20 protein-coding genes are annotated in these 24,190 nt (G+C 67.6%); 16 read left to right on the top strand and 4 right to left on the bottom strand.

Annotation, left to right across the window (positions count from 1 at the left end; translation table 11 throughout):
• Positions 1-13 precede the first annotated feature (13 nt).
• The 11 genes from BN976_RS07125 to secA all read left to right on the top strand — a co-directional run bounded on the left by BN976_RS07125 (position 14) and on the right by secA (position 14,647).
• On the top strand, positions 14-649 hold the full coding sequence (locus tag BN976_RS07125; RefSeq protein ID WP_011778993.1) for a dTMP kinase: 636 nt from the start codon (positions 14-16) through the stop codon (positions 647-649).
• A gap of 208 nt (positions 650-857) precedes the next feature.
• Complete coding sequence (locus BN976_RS07120; RefSeq protein WP_235621999.1) at positions 858-1,394, top strand: hypothetical protein; 537 nt, start codon at positions 858-860, stop codon at positions 1,392-1,394.
• 63 nt (positions 1,395-1,457) lie between these two features.
• A complete protein-coding gene (mtrA, locus tag BN976_RS07115; protein ID WP_011778995.1) occupies positions 1,458-2,144 on the top strand; it encodes a two-component system response regulator MtrA in 687 nt (228 codons plus the stop codon).
• Positions 2,145-2,219: 75 nt separating this feature from the next.
• Positions 2,220-3,863, top strand: coding sequence for an MtrAB system histidine kinase MtrB (mtrB, locus tag BN976_RS07110; RefSeq protein ID WP_011778996.1), 1,644 nt, complete (start codon positions 2,220-2,222; stop codon positions 3,861-3,863).
• Positions 3,860-5,617, top strand: a complete 1,758-nt coding sequence (lpqB, locus tag BN976_RS07105) for an MtrAB system accessory lipoprotein LpqB (protein WP_036369505.1) — start codon at positions 3,860-3,862, stop codon at positions 5,615-5,617. The genes mtrB and lpqB overlap by 4 nt, the downstream gene beginning before the upstream one ends.
• A gap of 33 nt (positions 5,618-5,650) precedes the next feature.
• Complete coding sequence (locus BN976_RS07100; RefSeq protein WP_036370360.1) at positions 5,651-6,037, top strand: QcrA and Rieske domain-containing protein; 387 nt, start codon at positions 5,651-5,653, stop codon at positions 6,035-6,037.
• Positions 6,038-6,759: 722 nt separating this feature from the next.
• Complete coding sequence (locus tag BN976_RS07095) at positions 6,760-7,668, top strand: ESX-1 system-associated protein (protein WP_145977923.1); 909 nt, start codon at positions 6,760-6,762, stop codon at positions 7,666-7,668.
• Positions 7,669-9,005: 1,337 nt separating this feature from the next.
• Positions 9,006-9,752: an EspK C-terminal domain-containing protein gene (locus tag BN976_RS32000; protein WP_051558347.1), complete on the top strand. Its 747-nt coding sequence runs from the start codon at positions 9,006-9,008 to the stop codon at positions 9,750-9,752.
• A 299-nt stretch (positions 9,753-10,051) separates the two neighbouring features.
• Complete coding sequence (locus BN976_RS07085; RefSeq protein WP_036369500.1) at positions 10,052-10,693, top strand: ComF family protein; 642 nt, start codon at positions 10,052-10,054, stop codon at positions 10,691-10,693.
• 291 nt (positions 10,694-10,984) lie between these two features.
• The gene (gene hpf, locus BN976_RS07080) at positions 10,985-11,671 is read left to right on the top strand and encodes a ribosome hibernation-promoting factor, HPF/YfiA family (protein WP_036369497.1); all 687 of its coding nucleotides are present in this window, start codon (positions 10,985-10,987) and stop codon (positions 11,669-11,671) included.
• Between the two features lie 159 nt (positions 11,672-11,830).
• Positions 11,831-14,647 (top strand): preprotein translocase subunit SecA, encoded by a 2,817-nt coding sequence (gene secA / locus BN976_RS07075; RefSeq protein ID WP_011779003.1) that lies wholly within the window; start codon positions 11,831-11,833, stop codon positions 14,645-14,647.
• Positions 14,648-14,703: 56 nt separating this feature from the next.
• On the opposite strand, the gene BN976_RS07070 is transcribed toward secA, so the two are convergent.
• Positions 14,704-15,216: an Rv3235 family protein gene (locus BN976_RS07070; RefSeq protein ID WP_011779004.1), complete on the bottom strand. Its 513-nt coding sequence runs from the start codon at positions 15,214-15,216 to the stop codon at positions 14,704-14,706.
• 170 nt (positions 15,217-15,386) lie between these two features.
• Between BN976_RS07070 and BN976_RS07065 the strand changes: the two genes are divergently transcribed.
• The 5 genes from BN976_RS07065 (at position 15,387) to BN976_RS07045 (ending at position 20,858) form a co-directional block, all read left to right on the top strand.
• Positions 15,387-16,796 (top strand): WS/DGAT/MGAT family O-acyltransferase, encoded by a 1,410-nt coding sequence (locus tag BN976_RS07065; RefSeq protein ID WP_036369494.1) that lies wholly within the window; start codon positions 15,387-15,389, stop codon positions 16,794-16,796.
• Between the two features lie 172 nt (positions 16,797-16,968).
• Positions 16,969-17,787, top strand: a complete 819-nt coding sequence (gene ppk2, locus BN976_RS07060) for a polyphosphate kinase 2 (RefSeq protein ID WP_051558346.1) — start codon at positions 16,969-16,971, stop codon at positions 17,785-17,787.
• A gap of 17 nt (positions 17,788-17,804) precedes the next feature.
• Positions 17,805-18,311 carry a DUF6912 family protein gene (locus BN976_RS07055; RefSeq protein WP_372923956.1) on the top strand — a complete coding sequence of 169 codons (507 nt, stop codon included), beginning with the start codon at positions 17,805-17,807 and terminating at the stop codon, positions 18,309-18,311.
• Between the two features lie 90 nt (positions 18,312-18,401).
• Positions 18,402-19,541: a ferredoxin reductase gene (locus BN976_RS07050; protein WP_011779008.1), complete on the top strand. Its 1,140-nt coding sequence runs from the start codon at positions 18,402-18,404 to the stop codon at positions 19,539-19,541.
• 69 nt (positions 19,542-19,610) lie between these two features.
• Positions 19,611-20,858 carry a fatty acid desaturase family protein gene (locus tag BN976_RS07045; RefSeq protein WP_011779009.1) on the top strand — a complete coding sequence of 416 codons (1,248 nt, stop codon included), beginning with the start codon at positions 19,611-19,613 and terminating at the stop codon, positions 20,856-20,858.
• 67 nt (positions 20,859-20,925) lie between these two features.
• On the opposite strand, the gene BN976_RS07040 is transcribed toward BN976_RS07045, so the two are convergent.
• The 3 genes from BN976_RS07040 to aroA all read right to left on the bottom strand — a co-directional run bounded on the left by BN976_RS07040 (position 20,926) and on the right by aroA (position 24,176).
• A complete protein-coding gene (locus tag BN976_RS07040) occupies positions 20,926-21,771 on the bottom strand; it encodes an aldo/keto reductase (RefSeq protein ID WP_011779010.1) in 846 nt (281 codons plus the stop codon).
• An 87-nt stretch (positions 21,772-21,858) separates the two neighbouring features.
• Entirely contained in the window at positions 21,859-22,839 is a 981-nt protein-coding gene (gene rsgA, locus BN976_RS07035; RefSeq protein ID WP_011779011.1) for a ribosome small subunit-dependent GTPase A, read from the bottom strand.
• A complete protein-coding gene (aroA, locus tag BN976_RS07030) occupies positions 22,836-24,176 on the bottom strand; it encodes a 3-phosphoshikimate 1-carboxyvinyltransferase (RefSeq protein ID WP_036369490.1) in 1,341 nt (446 codons plus the stop codon). The genes rsgA and aroA overlap by 4 nt, the downstream gene beginning before the upstream one ends.
• Between the last annotated feature and the right edge of the window lie 14 nt (positions 24,177-24,190).

Genomic DNA, 24,190 nt, shown 5'->3' with positions numbered 1-24,190 from the left:
CTAGGCTCGCCGGGTGCTCATCGTGATCGAGGGAGTGGACGGCGCAGGCAAGCGCACCCTGACCAACGGTCTGCGCGCCGCGTTCGAGTCCGACGGCCGCTCCGTCGCCACCCTGGCGTTCCCGCGGTACGGGGTGTCGGTGCCCGCCGACCTGGCCGCCGAGGCGCTGCACGGCGCGCACGGTGACCTCGCAGAGTCGGTGTACGCGATGGCCGTCCTGTTCGCAATGGACCGCGCCGGAGCCCGCGACGAGATCGACCACCTCAAGTCGGCCTATGACGTCGTGCTGCTCGATCGCTACGTCGCCTCCAACGCCGCCTACAGCGCGGCGCGTCTGCACCAGGGTGTCGACGGCGACGTGGCGGCCTGGGTCGGCGACCTCGAGTACGGACGGCTGCGCCTGCCGAAGCCGGATTGGCAAGTGCTACTGGATGTTCCGACGGAGCTGGCGGCCCAGCGGGCGGTGAGCCGGGCCGCCCGGGAAGCGGACCGGGCCCGCGACGCCTACGAGCGCGACGACGGGCTGCAGCGCCGCACGTCGGCCGTCTACGCCGAACTGGCGGCAGCGAACTGGGGCGGCCCGTGGGTGGTGGTGCCCCCCGATGTCGACGCCGCCGCGCTCGCCGACAGGCTCGTGTCTTCCCGCTGAACGCCCGGTAACGGCGCGAACTTTCGCGTGAGCAGATAAGCTTCGACCCCGGGGGAAGCCGCCTCGGCGGCAGGTCGCAAAGGGGGAGTTCTTGCGCGTTCAAACTCGTACACGGGCCGAGTCACTGCAAACCGTCGATGATCTTCTCTCCTGCCTCCGCTCGGCCAGCCAACGCTACGACCGGGGGCGCCCCGAGGCGGCGAGGTCGTTGGCGCGATACCTGCGCGCGTTGCTGGGCCGCGCGGACGGCTCCGATGCACTGGACGGCTTGCGCGACAAGCTGACCTGGGTCGACACCGCCGGTGTGGCCAACCCGAAGACGCCGTGCTCGATCTCCCGGCTGACCCTGATGAGCATCCGCAGCAGGCACCACGGCGCCGAGGAATACGTCCCGAAGTTGGCCATGTACCCGCCGGTGCCGATCCGCACCAGAAGCGGTGACCAGATCTTCAGCGGATCCCGGATCCCGTTCCAGGACTGGTGGACCAACCCCGTCGTCACCGATGCCGACGGATCCCGGTATTCGCGCAAGCAACTGGTGCTCGCGATGAGTGGCGAAGACGACCCCGAGGCCGAAGCCGCCCGCATGTCGTTGGAACACAGCGAGTCGCTGGGTTGGGTGCTCGGCGAGCCCGGTTCGAGGCCGCTGTGCGGCAGTCCCGTCGTCGCCAGCATCCGACAGATCGCCTACGAAGTGCTGCAGTCGATCGCCGAGCAGCGCGACGTCATCGACGCGAGCGGCTAGATACCGCTCAACACGCAAAACGCCCGGTGTGGTAGCCGCGGTTTATCGCAATCTGGTGACACCATGGACACCATGAGGCAAAGGATCCTGGTAGTCGACGACGACCCTTCGCTCGCCGAGATGCTCACCATCGTGCTGCGCGGGGAGGGATTCGACACCGCGGTCATCGGTGACGGCACCCAGGCGTTGACCGCCGTGCGCGAGCTGCGGCCCGATCTGGTGCTGCTCGATCTCATGCTGCCCGGCATGAACGGCATCGATGTGTGCCGTGTGCTGCGTGCGGACTCCGGCGTGCCGATCGTGATGCTGACCGCCAAGACCGACACCGTCGACGTGGTGCTGGGCCTGGAGTCCGGCGCCGACGACTACGTGATGAAGCCGTTCAAACCCAAGGAACTGGTGGCCCGCGTGCGCGCCCGGCTGCGGCGCAACGAGGACGAGCCGGCCGAGATGCTGTCGATCGCAGACATCGACATCGACGTCCCGGCCCACAAGGTCACCCGGCAGGGCGAACAGATCTCGCTCACGCCGCTGGAGTTCGACCTGCTGGTGGCGCTGGCACGGAAACCGCGCCAGGTGTTTACTCGTGATGTGCTGCTCGAACAGGTGTGGGGTTACCGCCACCCCGCGGACACCCGTTTGGTGAACGTGCATGTCCAGCGACTGCGGGCCAAGGTTGAGAAAGACCCGGAGAACCCGCAGGTGGTGCTGACCGTTCGAGGAGTGGGATACAAGGCCGGACCTCCGTGATTGGACGGCTCGCCGTCGTCGTGATTGGACGGCTCGCCTTGCTGGGGCGGCGGTCGTGATCGACTGGCAGTCGTCGTGATCTTCGGTTCGCGGCGACGCATCCACCGCCGGTCGGCCCCGCTGATCCGCGGACTGGGTGCGCTCGGTCGTGCGCTGAGCCTGGCGTGGCGACGGTCACTGCAGCTGCGGGTGGTCTCGTTGACGCTCGGGCTGTCGCTGGCCGTGATCCTGGTCCTCGGCTTCGTGCTGACCAGCCAGATCACCGACCGCATCCTCGAAGTGAAGGTGGGCGCCGCCATCGAGGAGATCGAGCGGGCCCGCACCACCGTCAGCGGCATCGTCGGCGGCGAGGAGACCCGCTCCCTCGACAGCAGCCTGCAGCTGGCCCGCAACACGCTGATCGACCGCAAGGCCGACGCCGGCGCGGGGCTCGCGGGCACGTTCGACGCGGTGCTCGTCGTCCCCGGTGACGGCCCCCGCGCCGCCACCGCCGCCGGGCCCGTCGACCAGATCCCCGCCGCGCTGCGCGACTTCGTCAAGGCCGGACAGGTCAGCTACCAGTACGCCACCGTGCACACCGACGGCTTCTCCGGACCGGCGCTGATCATCGGCAGCCCGACGTCGTCCCCGGTGACCAACCTCGAGCTGTACCTGATCTTCCCGCTGAACAACGAGGACTCCACGATCGCGCTGGTGCGCGGCACCATGGCCACCGGCGGCGTGGTGCTGCTCGGGCTGCTGGCCGCGATCGCCCTGCTGGTCGCCCGCCAGATCGTGCTGCCGGTGCGGTCGGCGTCGCGGATCGCCGAGCGGTTCGCCGAAGGGCATCTGACCGAACGCATGCCGGTGCGCGGCGAGGACGACATGGCGCGGCTGGCGGTGTCGTTCAACGACATGGCCGAAAGCCTGCACCGCCAGATCACCCAACTCGAGGAGTTCGGAAACCTGCAGCGCCGGTTCACCTCCGACGTCAGCCACGAACTGCGGACCCCGCTGACCACCGTGCGGATGGCCGCCGACCTGATCCACGACCACGCCGAGGACCTCGACCCGGCGTTGCGGCGCTCCACCGAGCTGATGGTCAACGAACTCGACCGGTTCGAGTCGCTGCTCAACGACCTGCTGGAGATCTCCCGCCACGACGCCGGCGTCGCCGAGCTGGCCGTCGATGCCGTCGACCTGCGTTCCATCGTGCAACGCGCACTGGACAACGTCGGACACCTGGCCGAGGAGGCCGGTGTGGAGTTGATCGTCGACCTGCCCGCCGACGAGGTGATCGCCGAGGTCGACGCGCGCCGGGTCGAGCGGATCCTGCGCAACCTCATCGCCAACGCCATCGATCACGCCGAGCACAAGCCGGTGCGGATCCGGATGGCCGCCGACGTCGACACCGTCGCCGTCACCGTCCGCGACTACGGCGTCGGTCTGCGCCCCGGTGAGGAGAAGCTGGTGTTCAGCAGGTTCTGGCGCGCGGACCCGTCGCGGGTGCGCCGCTCCGGAGGAACCGGCCTGGGCCTGGCCATCAGCATCGAGGACGCGCGGCTGCACCAGGGCCGGCTCGAAGCGTGGGGTGAACCCGGCAAGGGCGCCTGCTTCCGGTTGACGCTTCCGCTGGTGCGCGGGCACAAGGTCACCAGCAGCCCGCTGCCGGTCAAGCCGATCGACGTATCCGGCGCGCCGAGCCGCCGGGTCCGTGAAACGGCAGGGGAGAGCGTGTGAGACGCATTGCCGCGCTGTGGCTCTGCGCGCTCATGGCTTTCGCGGTCGGCTGCGCCGGAGTGCCCAGCTCGTCGTCGCCGCAGGCGATCGGAACCGTCGACCGGCCCGCGCCGCCCAGCCTCCCCAAACCGACCCCGGCCATGGACCCCGACGTCCTGCTGCGCGAATTCCTCAAAGCCACAGCCGATCCGGCGAACCGGCACCTGGCGGCGCGCCAGTTCCTCACCGAGTCGGCGTCCAGCACCTGGGACGACGCCGGCAGCGCGCTGCTGATCGACAACGTGGTGTTCGTCGAAACGCGGGCACCCGAACGGGTTTCGGTGACCATGCGCGCCGATATCCTCGGGTCGCTGTCCGACATGGGCGTCTTCGAGACCGGTGCAGGCGCGCTGCCCGACCCCGGCCCGATCGAACTCGTCAAGACGCCGGACGGCTGGCGCATCGACCGGTTGCCCAACGGCGTCTTCCTGGACTGGCAGCAGTTCCAGGCCACCTACAAGCGGCACACGCTGTACTTCGCCGACCCGACCGGCAAGACCGTCGTACCCGACCCACGCTACGTCGCGGTGTCCGAACCCGACCAGCTGGCAACCGAATTGGTGAGCAAGCTGGTGGCAGGACCCCGACCCGAGATGGACAAGACGGTGCGCAACCTGCTCGGCTCGCCGCTGCGGCTGCGTGGCCCGGTGACCCGGGCCGACGGCGGCAAGACCGGGGTGGGCCGCGGCTACGGCGGCGCCCGCGTCGACCTGGAGAACCTGTCCACCACCGATCCGCACAGCAGGCAGTTGCTTGCCGCGCAGCTGATCTGGACGCTGTCGCGGTCCGGGATCAACGGGCCGTACGTGCTCAACGCCGACGGCGCCGCCCTCGACGACCGGTTCGCCGAAGGGTGGGACACCGCCGACGTCGCGGCGACCGATCCCGGTGCCGCCGACGGCGCGCCGGCCGGCCTGCACGCTCTGGTCGGTGGATCGCTGGTCCGCCTCGACGGGCAACGGGCGCCGCGGGTTTCGGGCCAGTTCGGCCAGATGCCGGGGCAGACCGCGGCGTCGCTGTCGCGGACCGGGCAGGAGGTCGCATCGATCGTCACGCTGCGCCCCGGCGCGCCCGACATGGCGTCGTCGCTGTGGGTGGGGCCGTTGGGCGGCAACGCATCCCAGGTGTTGGACGGCCGCAGCCTGACCAGGCCGAGCTGGTCGCTCGACGACGCGATCTGGACGGTCGTCGACGGCAACAACGTGGTGCGCGTGATCCAGGACGCGTCGGGGCAGCCTGCCCGCATCCCGGTCGATGCGAGCGCAGTCGTCACGCGTTTCCCGGGTGCGATCGCCGAACTGCAGCTCTCGCGCGACGGCACCCGCGCCGCCATGGTGATCGAAGGCAAGATCGTCCTCGCCGGGGTCGAGCAGACCGCAGGCGGAAACTACGCGCTGACCTACCCGCGGCGACTGGGTTACGGGCTGGGGGAGACGGCGGTGTCGCTGTCGTGGCGCACGGGCGACGACATCGTCGTCACGCGCACCGTTGCGCAGAGCCCGGTGTCCTACGTCAACCTCGACGGGGTGAACTCCGACGGGCCCAGCCGCAACCTGCTGATGCCGGTCAAGACGGTGGCCGCCAACCCGTCGGCGGTGTACGTCGCCGACGGCCGCGGGATACTGCAGCTGTCCGGTTCGGCCGCCGAAGACCCGGGGTGGTCGGAGGTGCGGCCGTTGATGTCGGCAGGCGCGCTGCCGGTGCTGCCGGGCTGACGTGGAACGTGTTGCCCGAACGGAGAGGTGCAGATGGCTGTAGAGATTCCCCGGAAGACGGTGCTGGCGGGCGCGGGGCTCGGGCTGGCGGCGGCCGCGGTGGCGGCGTGCTCGGGCGGGACGTCGAAACGTCCGGCGGGTGAGGAGCTGACCTCGACCGCCGATGTGCCGGTGGGGTCCGGGGTGATCCTCGGCGATGTGCTGGTGACCCAGCCGGTGGCCGGCGAGTACAAAGGCCTGTCTGCGGTCTGTACGCACAACGGGTGCCTGGTCAACGAGATCGCCGACGAGACGATCTACTGCCCCTGCCACGGCAGCATGTTCAGCCTCGACGGCGAGGTGGTCGCCGGTCCGGCGGAGCGGCCGCTGGAGCCGGTGGCCATTCACGTGCAGGGGGAATCGATCGTCCTCGGGACCTAGCTCGGCTTTCGCTTGGCTCTGGCTCTGGCTCTGGCTCGCGGGCTTGCTCCGCGAGCGTGCACTGACGGTCGTGCCCAGCCGAAGATCACGACCGTGGGAGCACTCTCGCGAGTCTCGGGCGGCAAACGGGCGCTGGGGGAGTGTGGCGGTGGCATCGTGCGGCTCGTTTTGCCGTTTGATGCTGGTCCCGGGGCGCCAGCTACTGCCAGGAACGAAACGATGCTGTGGCGAGCGGAGAAACGTTGATCCAGGATGTGCTGGTACTGGCCCATTCGAGGAACTGACGGTGTGGGAGCTGCCGGCGATCAGTAGAACGTCGAGGTGACATTGGAGATACGGGGCGGCGCGTTATCGGCCGACACTGCCCTAGTGCTTGCCCGCGGTACCCGCAAGATGCAGTTTCGCGGAACGCGCAGAACCGCTTAGTGGAGGCTCCTAACAACCGCGGTGCCGTTCAACGCGGTTTGGTTCGGATGTCAGACTTCGTCCATTTCACGGTGTGCTGGAATTGATGCGGAGTATGGGGTCGGACCGACGGTAGCATCGCGGTACATGGGGTGTGCACTCGCTTCGACGGTTGCCGACGTGGGCCGATGACAATGCCGCCGATTCCGCCGCCCGGTGGCCACCTGTCGTGGCGGCCAAACGACACGCCGCCTCCTCCTCGTGTCGGGATGGCGTCGGCTCGGAGTCGAAAACCATGGATTCTGATTGGTGTTTCGGTGTCGGTTGTGCTGGTGCTGATCCTTGGACTACTTGTTTGGCAGGAGACTTCGCGCGAAAGTGGCTCGGGTACCGGCGATCCATCACGCATGGCCGATGACCGAATTGATCGGAGTGTTGGGTTGCTGCGTGAGAAGGACCCTGTGTGCGATCACTGGCATCAGGCCGCCGATGAACTGAATGCCCGCACCGAGGTGTGGAGCGAGGTCGATGATTTGACTCCCGCCTCTCGTTGGACTCCCGAGCAGAAGCGCATTTATGCAGATGTCGGTGAGGCGATGACCGCGTCATCTGATCGTTTTGAGTCAATATTGCCACAGGCGCGAAACGTCACTATCCAGGAGCTCATCGCCCAAGTTATCGTTTATCTGCGCAAGTACGTCCAGGCACTTCCGGAATACGTCGAATCCGATCGTCGGTATGCGAGCATTGCGATGAATTTCGTCAACGCAGTGACCTACTCGTGTAGTGCAGTGCCGCTGGTGGAGGATATGGCGGACGATGAAATTCTGGTGTCGACGGTAGCGCAGCCAGCGTTGCTCGAGGACTTCATGCCCAGCCCAGACCAGATCTGTGCTGAATATCTATCGGTCGTTGAGTTGCAGAATACCGTGCTCAGCGGATGGGCGGAAACGGATGCGACTGTAGCTGCTGCGCAATGGACTGAGAAGGAGCGTGCTCTCAATAATGCAGCGCGCGAAGTCCTCTTGACGGACTCAACTCGGGTGCGGGAGATTGCGCGCAACGCCGAAGGACGCGTGATTGGGGACCTGATTGCGCTGCAAAGCTCATATATGAGGGCTTTTGCAGACGCGATTCCTACCTACGCGCCGGACGATGTCTGGCTATGGAGAGTATCCACCGGCATCGGCGGTGGACTGGGTGCAGCTTGTGGGGCCAACACATGAGTTGGTGGAACACCGAACCGCATAACGGTGAGTACGGCTCCCAGACTGTTTCGCCTCCAGCGTGGCCGTGCGTCGACGAAGAATTACTGTCGAATGCGGCGGCTGGTTTTGAATCACTCGCAACCTATTTGCGGACGTCAGTCATTCCCGAGCTTCAGAGGCAAATGATGGCGCTCTCGGATGCTTGGGATGGAGCGGGTTCGGAGGCTGCACGGAACGAGGCGAGCGCGATTATCGATGGGCATGAAGCTAACGCCGCTATCGCTGACACGCTCGCGAAAAAGCTGCGAAACATGGAATCCTCGGTGATTAAGACCAAGGTAGCAGCCAATGCGAATGCAGACACCACCCAGCAGGCATGTGAGGAAATCCGAGATTCATACAGCGACAAACCAGGTGTCGCTCAACCCCTGATCGAAGCACGAATTGGAGAGGGATACCGCGACAACGTCGATCTGGTTGCGGCCAATACGACCGAGTTGGCGCGAAATATCGGCGTGCCCGAAGGCACTCCTGGCGCAGATGGAAAAATGCCTGCCAGTCAGGGAGAGGCGTCCGCACCGGAGCCGTCGGAGACGTTGGGCGGCAATAACTTCGGGCTTCGAAGGCCTGATGTTCAGCCGATCTCTTATTACGCGCCTCGGAACAGTGGCGGGATTGGCCCGGGCGGCAATGCTCCAGCGCAGGGCTATCCTCCGCCCCAGCCGAAAAACCCCGGCGCCTCACTGACTACTCCGGGGGAACAGGCCGTGCCTCCCGCCGCTGTAAACCCAAGCTCAAGCGGTACCCCTTCGATGGGTGGCGGTAGCCCGTCCAGCGGAGGGGGTGGATCTGCCGGCGGTAGTTCGTTGGGGTCGGCCTCCGGCTCCGGCTCAGGAACGGCGCCTGGCTCGGGCTCTGGTTCCGGCTCAGGATCCGGTTCCGGTTCCGGTTCCCCGACCGCCGGAGCATCCAGCCAGCCCACAGCGGCATCAGCTGCTGGGGGAGACAAGGTGGCTGCCGCGGCCGGCCGGTCACCAGCCGGCGGCTTCACTTCACAATCCATGGTTTCCCAGCCGTCTGCACCGCTGGGCGCTCCAGCTCCTGCTGCCCAACCGGCGCCGCCACCCGCACCAGCGCAGCCCTCGGTGCCGGCGGCGGCTTCGTCGGCAACAGCCGGTCCCGGTCTCTCGGGCGGCGGGTTCGGAGGCGCCGCTGCCGGCGGTCCACCCGCAGGTTCCGCACCGACGAGTCCTCCCGTGCCCCTTGGTCCTCCGACAACGCCAGCCCCTCCGGCGCCCTTGAATCCCGGGGCCAACGCGGCGCCGCTGGCTGCCGGTAGCCCGGGCGTCGCACCCATGGCGGCCAGTGCAACCTCCGGCGCCGCCGCACCTGCGCCGATCCCGGTATCGGCAGCGCGTGCGGAACGTGAGGCCATCGCCGCCGCCGCGACGGCGGGAGCACTCCGCCGTCGCAACCAGGGCAACGATCCGACGCAGATGGCGCGCCGAATCGCGGCGGCGCTCAATGTCGGAATCTGGGACTTTGGCTTCTACTGGATCACGGCGGTCACCAACGATGGCCCCATCGTCGTCGCCAATAGCTACGGCATCGGGTACATACCGGAGAAGGTCTTCCTGCCGGACAACGTCCGCATGGCAACCGCGGACGAGTCGATCACCGCGGGCGAACGCGGTCGATGGGCGACATATCCAATCCTGGCGGTGCAAGGTTGGGCACAGCATTACGGCCAGAGCCTGCGGTGCGTCATCGCGACGGAAGACCAGTTCCAGGGATTCGATCCCGGGGCGCCGAAGATAGTTCTGCTGCCCGACGACATCCCCGACAGTGGCACGATGCAAGGCCGTTCGCGGTTGGAGGTTATTGCCCCCGCCCCCGCCGCCAAGCTCGCTGCAACAAGCGATGAGCACCTCATGGAGCTCTTGCCGCCCCCGCAAACAGATGAGTCGCCACCCGAAACCGACTTGGCGGTCGCGTGGTTCGAGGTATCCAAGCCGATGATGAGCAGGTCGACTGGTCGAGGTGAGGCCCACCTGAAGGCGATGCTGACCTACGCCGCGAGCGCGATGGAAGACGCTCTGTAGGCGGAACCACCGGCATCGGCGGAACTGTTACCACGGCGGGGTCCCAGTTCAGGGCCGATGTCTCAACGCGCAATGGAGGCGGATTACCCACTCGTCGCCTTTCTGCCGCACCTTGAAATCGAGGCTACCGGACCTGCGACACCCCTCGGTGCACTGAAATATGGCCTCCGCGAGCGTGAAGCCAGGGCTGTCAATCACCCTGGAATCACAGCCAGGAACGCTATTCCGCGGGAACTCGCGCACGACTCGCGGCAACGACACCCAAAAGACTGTCGGAGGCCGGCTCCACACTGGCGGGCATGCTCGATCTCGTCCTACCGCTGGAGTGCGGCGGGTGCGACGCCGCCGCCACCGCGTGGTGCCCGGCGTGCGCGCGGGAGCTCACCGTCAAACCCGACCAGCCGCACCTCATCACCCCTCGGCTCGACCCCGGGGTGCCCGTGCTGTCGCTCGGGCGCTACGCCGGCCCGCGCCGGAAAGCCATCGTCGCGCTCAAGGAGCACGGCCGCACCGACCTGCAGGCACCCCTCGCGGCAGCCCTCGCTGAAGCCCTCGACCATCTGCTGACCTGGGGCGTGCTCGACGTCCCGGTCACGCTGGTGCCCGCACCGACCCGGCGCATGTCCGCCCGCCGCCGCGGCGGCGACCCCGTCACCCGCATCGCCCGTACCGCCGCGGCCGGGCTCCCCGGCGTCGCGGTCGCGCCCGTCCTGCGCTTCAAGGCGTTCACCCGCGACTCCGTCGGCCTCTCGCTGGCCGCCAGGCAACGCAACGTCACCGGCCGGGTGCGCCTCGCCGGGCGCGTCGCAAACCCCATCTCAGACCCCGTCGTGGTGGTCGACGACGTCGTCACCACCGGTGCGACCGCCACGGAATCCGTCCGTGTCCTGCAAACGTCCGGAGCCCACGTCGTCGCTGTGCTCGCGCTGGCGAACGCCTGACCGCCGGAACCCGATTACCCCGAGGTCAATCGCACGTGAAGAACTGAGAACAGGTCGGGCGAATTAGTGGCACGCCAGGTGAACAGCGACTACCGTCGGCACCAATCAACCGTGAACAGCTCACGGCGGCGCTCAGAACGCGAGGCGCCGGTATCGCGGCAGCGATAGGAGGTGAGTAGTCGACACCTTGCACCGGCGAGCGGCGAGACCAGGTATGCCACGTCGGTGCGTTGCCTCATCAGTCGGGCACGCGAGGGCGTGCGATCGCGCGAGAGAATCGAGTTGCCAAGAATGTCAAGTTATTCCGTGGACGCCGACAGCACGATGTTGATGGACGAACAGTCGTCCGAACCCACTCCGAAAGCCGAGGTGGCGGTCACCGGTCGCAACGTCGAGGTACCCGATCACTTCCGCTCCTACGTCGCCGAGAAACTGTCCCGCCTGGAACGCTTCGACCGCACCCTCTACCTCTTCGACGTCGAGCTCTACCACGAGAAGAACCGGCGTCAGCGCAAGAACTGTCAACACGTCGAGATCACCGCCAAAGGCCGCGGCCCCGTGGTCCGTGGCGAAGCATGTGCCGACAGCTTCTACGCGGCTCTGGAATCGGCGGTGAGCAAACTCGAGGGCAGGCTGCGCAAGAGCAAGGATCGCCGCAAGATCCACTACGGCGACAAGACGCCGAGATCGCTGCGCGAGGCCTGCTCGCCCGAGCAACTGGAAGGCGTGTTCACCCCGCCCGCCGAAGCCTCTCTGCCACTGGACGGCCAGTCGGCGCAGCCCCTCGACGAGCATGAACCGGGCCGGATCGTGCGCGTCAAGGAGCACCCCGCCACCCCGATGACCGTCGACGACGCCCTCTACGAGATGGAGCTCGTGGGCCACGACTTCTTCCTGTTCCACGACAAGGAGAGCGACCGGCCCTGCGTGGTCTACCGCCGGCACGCCTACGACTACGGATTGATCAAGCTCGCCTGAGCCCCTGAGCAGCCGGAATCCCCCGCGACCGCCCTCGCGGGGGATTTTCGTCTCCACTCGCGGCGCGACGGAGACGGATAACCTGGGATTTCGGCGCGTCACCTACGATGGTCACCGTCTATTGCGAAACGCATCCGGCGAGGAAAAAGGGTATTCAGCGTGCTGTCGAAGTTGCTGCGTCTCGGCGAAGGCCGCATGGTCAAACGCCTCAAGGGGGTGGCTGACTATGTCAACACCCTGTCCGACGACATCGAGAAGCTCTCCGACGCCGAACTGCGGGGAAAGACCGACGAGTTCCGGGCCCGCCTGGCGGGCGGCAAAGAGGACCTCGACGACGTCATGCCGGAGGCGTTCGCCGTCGTCCGCGAGGCGGCCTGGCGGGTGCTCAACCAGCGTCACTTCGACGTGCAGATCATGGGCGGCGCCGCACTGCACTTCGGCAACGTCGCGGAGATGAAGACCGGTGAGGGCAAGACCCTGACCTCGGTGCTTCCCGCCTACCTCAACGCGCTGCCCGGCAAGGGCGTGCACATCGTCACGGTCAACGAATACCTGGCCAAACGCGACGCCGAACAGATGGGCCGCGTGCACCGTTTCCTCGGCCTCGACGTCGACGTGATCCTGGGGACGTTGACGCCCGACCAGCGGCGCGCCGCCTACAACGCCGACATCACCTACGGCACCAACTGGGAACTCGGCTTCGACTACCTGCGCGACAACATGGCGCTGCGCCTCGAAGACTGCGTGCAGCGCGGCCACCACTTCGCGATCGTCGACGAGGTCGACTCGATCCTGATCGACGAGGCCCGCACCCCGCTGATCATCTCCGGGCCCGCCGACGGCGGCTCGAACTGGTACACCGAGTTCGCCCGCCTGGCGCCGCTGATGAAACCCGACGTGCACTACGAGGTCGACATCAAGAAGCGCGTCGTCGGCATCAACGAGGCCGGTGTCGAGTTCGTCGAGGACCAGCTGGGCATCGAGAACCTCTACGAGGCCGCCAACTCCCCGCTGATCAGCTACCTGAACAACGCGATCAAGGCCAAGGAGCTCTTCGAGCGCGACAAGCACTACATCGTCCGCAACGGTGAGGTGTTCATCGTCGACGAGTTCACCGGCCGCATGCTGGTGGGCCGCCGCTACAACGAGGGTCTGCACCAGGCCATCGAGGCGAAGGAACACGTCGAGATCAAGGCCGAGAACCAGACGGTTGCCCAGGTCACGCTGCAGAACTACTTCCGCATGTACGAAAAGCTCGCCGGTATGACCGGTACGGCCGAGACCGAGGCCGCCGAGCTGCACGAGATCTACAAGCTGGGCGTGGTGCCGATCCCCACCAACCGGCCGATGGTCCGCAAGGACCAGTCCGATCTGATCTACAAGACCGAAGAGGCCAAGTACATCGCGGTCGTCGACGACGTCGCCGAGCGCTACGAGAAGGGCCAACCGGTCCTGATCGGCACCACCAGCGTGGAGCGCTCCGAGTTCCTGTCGCGCCAGTTCGAGAAGCGCCGCATCCCGCACAACGTGCTCAACGCGAAGTACCACGAGCAGGAGGCCGGCATCGTCGCCGAGGCCGGCCGGCTCGGCGCGATCACTGTGGCCACCAACATGGCCGGCCGCGGCACCGACATCGTGCTCGGCGGCAACGTCGACTACCTGCTGGACCGGCGCCTGCGTCAGCGCGGCCTCGACCCGATCGAGACCCCCGAGGAGTACGAGCAGGGCTGGCACGAGGAGCTTCCGCACATCAAGGCGGAGGTGGCGGCCGAAGCCAAGGACGTGATCGCCGCCGGCGGCCTGTACGTGCTGGGCACCGAACGTCACGAGTCACGCCGCATCGACAACCAGCTGCGTGGCCGCTCCGGCCGTCAGGGTGACCCGGGTGAATCCCGCTTCTACCTGTCGCTGGCCGACGAGCTGATGCGCCGCTTCAACGGCGCCACGCTGGAGACGCTGCTGACGCGGCTGAACCTGCCCGACGACGTGCCGATCGAGGCCAAGATGGTCTCCCGCGCCATCAAGAGCGCGCAGACCCAGGTCGAGCAGCAGAACTTCGACATCCGCAAGGAAGTCCTCAAGTACGACGAGGTGATGAACCAGCAGCGCAAGGTCGTCTACGCCGAGCGCCGCCGCATTCTGGAGGGCGAGAACCTCGCCGGCCAGGCACACCAGATCCTCGTCGACGTGATCACCGCCTACGTCGACGGCGCGACCGCCGAGGGCTACTCCGAGGACTGGGACCTGGAGAAGCTGTGGGAAGGACTCAGGCAGCTCTACCCGGTGGGCATCGATCATCACGACCTGATCGACTCCGACGCCGTCGGCGAGCCCGGCGAGCTCACCCGCGAGGAGCTGCTGCAGGCGTTGATCGCCGACGCCGAGCGGGCCTACGCCGCGCGGGAGGCCGAGATCGAGGAGATCGCCGGCGAGGGCGCGATGCGGCAGCTGGAGCGCAACGTGTTGCTCAACGTGCTCGACCGCAAGTGGCGCGAACACCTCTACGAGATGGACTACCTGCGTGAGGGCATCGGGCTGCGTGGCCTGGCCCAGCAGCGGCCCGAGGTCGAGTACGCCCGCGAGGGTTACGACATGTTCATCGCAATGCTCGACGGCATGAAGGAAGAGTCGGTCGGCTTCCTGTTCAACGTCCAGGTCGAACGGGCCCCGTCCGCTCCGACGGTCGCCGCGCAGGCCGCCCCCGCCGGGCTGGCCGCGTTCGCGGCCGCCGCTGCGGAGCAGGCTCAGGCGCAGACCGGTGGAGTGGCCACCAAGGAGCGGCCGGCCGTCGGCGGGTTGCGCGCCAAGGGCATCGATGACAAGGCCCAGCCGTTGACCTACACCGGCCCGTCCGAGGACGGCGGCGTCGAGGTCAAGCGTTCCGGTGGTGGTACGCCGTCGACCGGTGGCACCCGCAAGGAGCGACGCGAGGCCGCCCGCCAGCAGAAGACGGGCCGGCACGCCAAGCGCCGCTAGTTCTTCAGTGATTTCGGTGTCGTTGGTCAACGTCAGCGGGACCAACGACACCGAAATCACCCGATCTGCAGGGCGACCAGGCGCCAGCTGTCGCGGTGCCGGTCGATCCGGCCCGCGACGGCGTGCACCCGGCCGCTGCGGCTGAACGATGCGAACACCTCCGCGGCGGTGACCTCGCCGCCGCCGGTGTCCACCGACCGCACCCGGACCCGCCGCAACGTCGCACTGCCGGTGCGCGGCGCCGCGGCCCGCGCGATCACACATTCGACGAGCACCGGCGTCATCAGCGGGCGCAGCTGCGCCACCGGCCTGCGCCGGTCGATGACCTCGATGACCTGACGCAGCGCCGTCTCGGCGAACACCACGGCCGACCGGGGCGGCGGCGGTTCGTGCGGATGCGGCGGTCGGTGCGCGCGCAACGCGCGCGGGGACGGACGGTGCAGCGCGGCGCTCGACGGCGTCGGACACGGCTGCGGCGCCGGTTCGTAGTCGATGACCGGCGAGGTCTTCCACACGGGAGACGACACAGGGGGCGACGCCGGGTCGGACGGGATACGGGATGCGGTCATGCGGGCTCTCCAGCGGACGACGGAAATCTGCCGGAGAGTTGCAGACCGCTCAATGATCCCACGCACGGCATGCGCCGGAGAGCACCCGTTGTGCGCGGGCTTACAAAATGCCGATAACGTGGCAGGGTCTGACGCTTGTTGGCGAGTGAGCGAGGGAGGCGGCGCCGCACATGGTGACCAGGTTGTCGGCGTCGGATGCGTCCTTCTACCGCCTGGAGAATTCGTCGACGCCGATGTACGTCGGCTCGCTGCAGATCCTGCGCAAGCCCCGTAACGGTCTGAGCTACGAAACCCTGCTGGCGACCGTCGAGCAGCGGCTCCCGCTGATTCCGCGCTACCGGCAGAAGGTGCGGGAGGTGAGCTTCGGGCTGGCGCGACCGGTCTGGGTCGACGACCGCGACTTCGACATCACCTATCACGTACGGCGCTCGGCGCTGCCGTCCCCGGGCAGCGACGCCCAGCTGCACGAGCTGGTGGCCCGGCTCGGATCGCGACCGTTGGACAAGTCCCGACCGCTGTGGGAGATGTATCTCGTCGAGGGACTGGCCAAGAACCGCATCGCGATCTACACGAAGTCGCACCAGGCGCTCGTCAACGGCATGAGCGCGCTGGAGATCGGGCACGTGATCGCCGACCGCACACAGAAACCGCCCGCGTTCGGCGAGGACATCTGGATTCCGGGCCGCGAACCCAGCGATCGGCAGCTGCTGTTCGGTGCTTTCGGGGAGTGGATCACGCGGCCGACCGCGCAGGCCGCCGCCCTCCGCTCGGCGGTGACCGAGGCCGTCACCAACACCGGCCAGCTGGTCGAACTCGGACGGCGCGCCACCGAGGTGGCCCGCACCGTGGCCCGGGGTGCGGCCCCGAGCAGCCCGCTGAACACCACCGTGTCACGCAACCGGCGATTCTCGGTGGCCTCGGGCAGCCTCGACGAATTCCGCGCCGTGCGTGCGCGTTACGAATGCGACGTCAACGACGTGGTGCTCGCGGTGGTCGCCGGGGCGCTTCGCAACTGGCTTCTGTCACGGGGGGAGCCGGTGCGTGCGACGACCACCGTGCGCGCCATGGCGCCCATGTCGGTGTATCCCGACGCCGAGATCGACTCCTCAAGCCCGGGCCAGGCCATCAGCGAGGTCGTTCCGTTTCTGGTGGATCTTCCCGTCGGAGAAGCCAATCCGGTGGTGAGGCTGTCCCAGATCTCGCACGCCACCGAGACGCATCCGACCGCACCCAGCCTGGTCGACGCGCGCACCATCATCACGCTGTCGGGCTTCGCGCCGCCGACACTGCACGCCATGGGTATCCGGGTCGCGACGAGCTTCTCGGCCCGACTGTTCAACCTGCTGATCACCAACGCGCCCGGCGCGCAGAACCAGATGTACATCGCCGGAACCAAACTGCTGGAGACCTATGCGGTCCCCCCGCTGCTGCACAATCAGGCCCTGGCGATCGGCGTCACCTCCTACAACGGGATGCTGTACTTCGGCATCAACGCCGACCGCGACGCGATGAGCGATGTCGAGATGCTGCCCAGTCTGCTGCGCGAAAGTCTCGATGAACTGGTGGAAGCCGCACGGTGACCCGTTCGTGGCGGTCCGGGATTGACGTGGCCACCTCGCCAGGGTCGAATGAATCGAATGACTGACATCTGCGAGCGCGACCCGACCGTAGTACCCACCGAGGCTGATCGCGGGGCCAGCCGGCACGGCCACGATTTCGTCGTTGCCTAGAGAAGAACCCGAGGTGACCCGGATGGCAAAGAAGGTCGGCAAGCTTCCCGACACGTCTTACGAGACCGAACTGTTCCGTCTGCAAACGGAACTGGTGAGGCTGCAGGAATGGGTCAAAGCGACCGGTGCCCGTGTGGTCATCGTGTTCGAAGGGCGCGATGCCGCAGGGAAGGGCGGCACGATCAAGCGGATCACCGAGTACCTGAGCCCGCGGGTCGCGCGGATCGCGGCGCTGCCCGCACCTTCGGATCGTGAACGGGGACAATGGTATTACCAGCGCTACATCGCACACCTGCCGGCCAGGGGCGAGATCGTGCTGTTCGACCGGTCCTGGTACAACCGCGCCGGCGTGGAGAAGGTGATGGGGTTCTGCACCCCGGCCGAGCACTCGCTGTTCATGCGCCAGACACCGATTTTCGAGCAGATGCTGATCGATGACGGTGTGCTGCTGCGCAAGTACTGGTTCTCGGTGTCTGACGAGGAACAGTTGCGACGTTTCCGTTCCCGGCTCAAAGATCCGGTTCGGCAGTGGAAGCTGTCGCCGATGGACCTCGAAGCGGTGTACCGGTGGGAGGAGTATTCGCGGGCGAAGGACGAGGTGATGGTGCACACCGACACCGCGCTGAGCCCGTGGTTCATCGTCGAGTCGGACAACAAGAAACACGCGCGGCTCAACATGATCGCGCACCTGCTGGCCAGCATCGACTACCACGATGTCGAGCGCGCCAAGGTGAAGCTTCCCAAGAGGCCGGTGGTCAGTGGTGACTACCAGCGACCACCGCGGGAGCTGTCGACCTATGTTGACGATCACGTGGCGACGTTGCTGGGCGATACCGAGTAACGGGCTACCCTCACCTCGTGCGCGTCTTCGTCCCCGCAACGCTGGCCATGCTGCAGCGCCTGGTCGCCGCCGAATCCTTCCGTCCCGTCAACGGGACCGCGTTCGCGGTGACGCCGGCGCTGCGCGAGGCCTATGCCGAAGGTGACGAGGACGAGCTGGCCGACGTCGCGCTGCGCGAGGCGGCACTGGCGTCGCTGCGACTGCTCGACGACGAACCCGCCGAGGGACTGCCGCCGCGCCGGGCGGTGGTGGAGCTCGATCTCGACGACGCCGACGGAATCACGTTCCGGCCTGACCTCGACGACGCCGTGGTGCGGATCGCCGGCGACGTCCCCATCGGCCGGGTGGTCGCGGCCTACGTCGACAACGCGGCCGCCGAACCTGCGGTGCTGGCCGCCGTGGAGGTCATCGACTCCGCCGATCTGGGGGACGAGGACGCCGAGCTGACGGTCGGTGACGCACAAGACCACGACCTGGCGTGGTACGCGCCGCAGGAGCTGAATTTCCTACTGGACCTGCTCTAACGCCTACGCTACCGTAAGTTACGGTACCGTAGGTAGAGGCGTCGCGCGGATGGGAAGCCCCATCGCCGCCCCCAAGCCGGAGGAGCCGTCATGGCCAAGAACACCATCAAGAACACCGCCAAGGTCGCCGACACCGTGCGCCCCACCATCGCCGGCGCCAAGGAGAATCCCGGCTGGCACCTTCTGCGCACCATCGCCGGCCGGATTACCACACCGCTGCTTCCCGACGACTACCTCAAGCTGGCCAACCCACTGTGGTCGGCGCGCGAGCTGCGCGGCAGGGTGCTCGAAGTGCGCCGCGAGACCGAGGACTCGGCCACCCTGGTCATCAAGCCGGGCTGGGGTTTCTCCTTCGACTACGAGCCCGGCCAGTACATCGGGATCGGCCTGCTGGTGGAGGGACGCTGGCGCTGGCGCTCCTACTCGCTGACCAGCAGCCCGGTCACCAGCAAGGGTTCGCGCACCATCACGATCACCGTCAAGGCCATGCCCGAAGGCTTCCTGTCGACGCATCTGGTCGGCGGGGTCGCGCCCGGAACCATCGTCAGACTTGCTGCGCCGCAAGGCAATTTCGTGATGCCCGACCCCGCTCCGGCGTCGGTGCTGTTCCTCACCGCAGGCTCGGGCATCACGCCGGTGATGTCGATGCTGCGCACCCTGGTGCGCCGCGGGCAGCTCGGCGATGTGGCGCATGTGCACTCGTCGCCGACCGAGGACGACGTGATGTTCGCCGCCGAACTGTCCGAGTTGGCGGACCGACACGAGGGTTACCGGCTGCGCGTTCGGGCTACCCGTACCGAGGGTCGGCTCGACCTGGACCGTCTCGATGAGGTGGTGCCGGACTGGCGGGAACGCCAGACGTGGGCGTGCGGGCCCGAGGCCATGCTGGAGGCCGCCGAGCGGACATGGAAGGCGGCCGGCATCGCCGACCGACTGCACCTGGAGCGGTTCGCGGTGGCGCGGGCGGCCCACGGCAGCGGCGGCACCGTCGAGTTCTCCCGGTCGGGCAAGGCCGCCACGGTGGACGGCGCTACGTCGTTGATGGACGCGGGGGAGGCCGCAGGCATCCAGATGCCGTTCGGCTGCCGGATGGGCATCTGCCAGTCCTGTGTGGTGGGTCTGCTCGACGGGCATGTGCGCGATCTGCGCACCGGTGTCGAGCACGAACCGGGTACCCGGGTACAGACCTGTGTGTCAGCGGCGTCGGGGGATTGTGTGCTCGACGTCTAGGCTTTACTGGGTAGTAACCTACGGCGACGTAGGTTACGGTAGCGTAGGTAGCGAGAGGAGGGTTGAAACATGGCAATCACAGATGTTCCCCAGTTTGCGCACCTCACTGAGGCAGACGTCGAGAACCTGGGACGCGAACTGGACGCTATCCGCCAGGATATCGAGGATTCCCGCGGTGAGCGGGACGCGCGGTACATCCGTCGCACCATCGCCATCCAGCGGGGGCTGGAAGTCACCGGCCGACTGCTGCTGGCGGGCAGCGCGAAGCGCAGGTTCTGGTGGGCGGGCACCGCGACACTGGGCGTGGCCAAGATCATCGAGAACATGGAGATCGGCCACAACGTCATGCACGGTCAATGGGATTGGATGAACGATCCCGAGATCCATTCCTCCTCGTGGGAATGGGACATGAGCGGCGCCTCCAAGCACTGGCGCTTCACCCACAACTTCATGCACCACAAGTACACGAACATCCTCGGGATGGACGACGACGTGGGCTACGGCGTCATCCGCGTCACGCGCGATCAGCGCTGGCGACCGATGAACCTGCTGAACCTGTTTTTCAACACGCTGCTTTCGGTCGCCTTCGAGTGGGGTGTGGGCCTGCAGCATCTGGAGCTCGGCAAGATCTTCAAGGGCCGCGACGACCGCAAGGCCACGATGGGCCGGGTCAAGGAGTTCGGCGTGAAGGCCGGCCAGCAGGTGGTCAAGGACTATGTCGCCTACCCGGCGATCACGTCCCTGTCCCCGCGCGCGACGTTCAGGTCGACGCTGACGGCCAACGCGGTCGCCAACGTCATCCGCAACGTCTGGGCCAACGCGGTCATCTTCTGCGGCCACTTTCCGGACGGCGCCGAGAAGTTCACCAAAACCGACATGGTCGGCGAGTCGCGGGGCCAGTGGTACCTGCGACAGATGCTGGGAAGCGCGAACTTCGAGGGCGGCCCGTTGCTGCGGTTCATGAGCGGCAACCTCAGCCAGCAGATCGAGCATCACCTGTTCCCGGACCTACCGAGCAACCGGTATTACGAGATCTCGCTGCGGGTCCGCGAGCTGTGCGACAAATACGACCTGCCCTACACCACCGGGAACTTCCTGGTGCAGTACGGCAAGTCCTGGCGCACGATCGCGAAACTGTCGCTGCCGGACCGGTTCCTGACCGATACCGCCGACGATGCCCCGGAGACACGCAGCGAGCGGATGTTCGACGGGCTGGAGCCGTCCGAGCGGCGCGGCCTGAGGTCGGCCATCGCCGCGGTGCGCAAGCGCCGGCGTGCGAAAGCCGCCGAGAAGGCGGCCGTCAAGCTGGCTGCCTGAGCGCCCAGAAGGCATAAAATCGCCCGCTATCGCTTGATAGCGGGCGATTTTGTGTCTGCTCGCGGCCTTACGGGATGTAGTCGAAGGTGTCGGGGTTCGGGCCGATGCGCCCGGCCTCGCCCTGGTCCAGGCCGGAGATCGCGGCGAAGTCGTCGGCGCCGAGCTCGAAGTCGAACAGCGCGAAGTTGTCCTTGATGCGCTGCAGCGTCACCGATTTCGGGAACACGATGTCGCCGCGCTGAATGTGCCAGCGCAGCACGACCTGTGCCGGCGACTTGCCGACCGTCTCGGCGATGCGGGTCACCACCGGGTCGTCGAGCACCTTGCCCTGCGCGATGGGCGACCACGCCTCCGTGGCGATGCCGTGCTCGCGGCCGTAGGCGCGGACCTCGTCGTTGGCGAAGTACGGGTGCACCTCGATCTGGTTCACCGCGGGCACGGTGTCGGTCTCCTCGGCCAGCCGCTGCAGGTGCGCCACCTGAAAGTTGGAGACACCGATGCTGCGGGCGCGGCCGTCTTTCTTGAACTCCTCCAACGTCTTCCACGTCGAGACAAAGTCGCCGTCGTACAGCGTGGGCAGCGGCCAGTGGATCAGGAACAGGTCGACGTAGTCGAAGTCCAACGCCTTGAGCGTGGCGTCGAACGCCCGCCGTGCGTCGTCGGGCTTGTGGAACCCGTTGTTGAGCTTGCTGGTGACGTATACCTCGGCGCGGTCGATGCCGGCGTCGCGGATGCCCTGCCCCACGCCCCGCTCGTTCTGGTACATCTCGGCGGTGTCGATGTGGCGGTAGCCGATCTCCAGAGCCGACCTGACCGCGGCGGCCGTGTCGTCCGGCGGGATCTGGAACACGCCGAACCCCAGCTGCGGGATGCCGGTGCCGTCGTTCAGTTCGATCGTGGGTGTGTTGCTCAAGATCTCTCTCCTCCTCGTTTGCCGACAGCGTGCCCGGCGGGCCTGCGCTGCAAACACCTTCCCCGGACACAACGTGCCCCCAGGGCGTCAGCCTTCCCGAAGCGCGGCAAGCAGTCTGCGCGCCGCCTGCACCCGGCCCTGCGCCGCGCCGGTCAACTCGTCCAGCGCACACTCAGGATCGGCGGGCGGGCCCATGTGGCCGCAGCCCCTCGGACAGTCGTCGATCGCCTCGGCCAGGTCGGAGAACGCCAGCACCACGTCGTCGGGTTCGATGTGGGCCAGCCCGAACGACCGGATGCCCGGTGTGTCGATCACCCAGCCGCCCAGCCGCAACGGCAATGCCACCGACTGGGTCGACGTGTGCCTGCCCTTGCCGACATCGGTCACCTCGCCGGTGGCCCGTTCCGCTTCGGGGACAAGGCGATTCACCAGGGTTGACTTGCCGACCCCGGAGTGGCCCAGCAGTGCGGTGACCTTGTCGGCCAGCAGGGAACCGACCGCTTCGAGCGGGTCGTCGCGGCCCGCGGTGACGATGACCAGGTCAAGATCGCGGAACTGGGCGGCGAACGGCTCCGCCGGCGCCAGGTCGGTCTTGGTCAGGCACAGGATCGGGACGAGGCCACCGGCGTACGCGGCGATCAGCGCACGCTCGACCAGACCGGTGCGTGGCGGCGGGTCGGCCAGCGCCACCACGATCAGCAGTTGGTCGGCGTTGGCGACGACCACCCGCTCGGCGGGGTCGGTGTCATCGGCGGTGCGCCGCAACACCGTTCGGCGTTCACCGCGGCGCACGATGCGTGCCAGCGTGTCGGTGCGGCCGGACAGGTCGCCGACCACGTCGACGTCGTCGCCCACGACGATCGGGGTTCGGCCCAGCTCGCGGGCCCGCATCGCCGTCACCCGGCGGTCGGGGTCACGGCCCAGGACACACCCCCACCGGCCCCGGTCGACGGTGACCACCATCGCCTGTTGGGCGTCCGCGTGCTCGGGGCGGGTCTTGGTGCGCGGGCGAGAGCCGCGTCCGGGGCGGATCCGGACATCGGACTCGTCGTACTCGCGCGGGCTCAACGGCCTTGATTCCTCCCCGCGTGCGGGGCGCCGGCCTGAAGGTCCGTCTGGCCGGCCAGCATGTCGGCCCACAGTTGCGGGAAGTCGGGCAGCGTCTTGGCGGTGGTGCCGATGTCTTCCACCTCGACGCCCGGCACCCGCAGCCCGACGATCGCGCCCGCGGTGGCCATCCGGTGGTCGGCGTAGGACCGCCACACCCCGCCGTGCATCTGCCGGGCGGTGATGACCAGGCCGTCGTCGGTCTCCTCGCACTGGCCGCCGAGGCGGTTCAGCTCGGCGCTCAGCGCCGCCAGCCGGTCGGTCTCGTGCCCGCGCAGATGCGCGATGCCGCGCAGCCGCGACACCGAACCGGGGGAGGCCAGCGCCGCCATCGCCGCGACCGAGGGCGCGAGCTCGCCGACATCGCGCAGGTCGACGTCGATGCCGCCGTAGCTCGTCGCACCCTGAACGTCGAGATGCGAATTGCCTTGCCGCACCTCGGATCCCAGGCTTGTCAGGAGCGAGAGGATGGTGGCGGCGGGCTGCGTGCTGACGGTCGGCCAGCCGGTGACGCGCACGGTGCCGCCGCTGATCACCGCGGCGGCCAGGAACGGCACCGCGTTGGACAGGTCGGGTTCGACGGCCCAGTGCCGCGCGGCGATCGGTCCGGGCGCCACCCGCCACCGGTCGGCGGCGGAGTCGTCGACCTCGACCCCGGCGTCGCGCAGCATCGACACCGTCATCGCGATGTGCGGCGCGGACGGCACCGCGCCCCCGGTGTGCACCACGGTCAGCCCCTCGGTGAACGCGGCACCGGAGAGCAGCAGGCCGGACACGAACTGAGACGAGCCCGACGCGTCGATCTCGACGGTGCCGCCGCGCACCGAGCCCTGACCGCGCACCGAGAACGGCAGGCCGTCGCCGTCGATGGCGACACCCAGGGCGCGCAGACCGTCGAGCAGCGGGGCGATCGGGCGCGCCCGCGCCTGCTCGTCACCGTCGAAGGTGACCGTCTCGGTGGTCAGCGCCGCGACCGGCGGCACGAACCGCAGCACCGTCCCGGCCAGGCCGCAGTCGATGCGGGCGCCGGCCTTCGGCGCCAACGCACCGCTGACCGTCAACTCGGTGCCGTCGCTGCCGTCGGTGTCTGGGGCCTCCACGACCACACCGAGGCCCTGCAGGGCGGAGATCATCAGGTCGGTGTCGCGGCTGCGCAGCGCGCCGCTGATCGTCGAGGAACCCTGCGGCACCGCGAGCGCGGCCAGCACCAGGGCCCTGTTGGTCTGTGACTTCGAGCCGGGCACGGTGACGGTCGCGTGTACGGGGGTCGCCGTCGACGGCGCCGGCCATGTGCTCACGGGTTCAGCTTTCC

This window comes from Mycolicibacterium austroafricanum (assembly GCF_000612725.1).
In the GTDB taxonomy this organism is placed as follows: Bacteria; Actinomycetota; Actinomycetes; order Mycobacteriales; family Mycobacteriaceae; genus Mycobacterium; species Mycobacterium austroafricanum.
The sequence above is the reverse complement of the archived record's forward strand: the minus strand, read 5'-3'. Positions and strand labels throughout refer to the sequence as shown.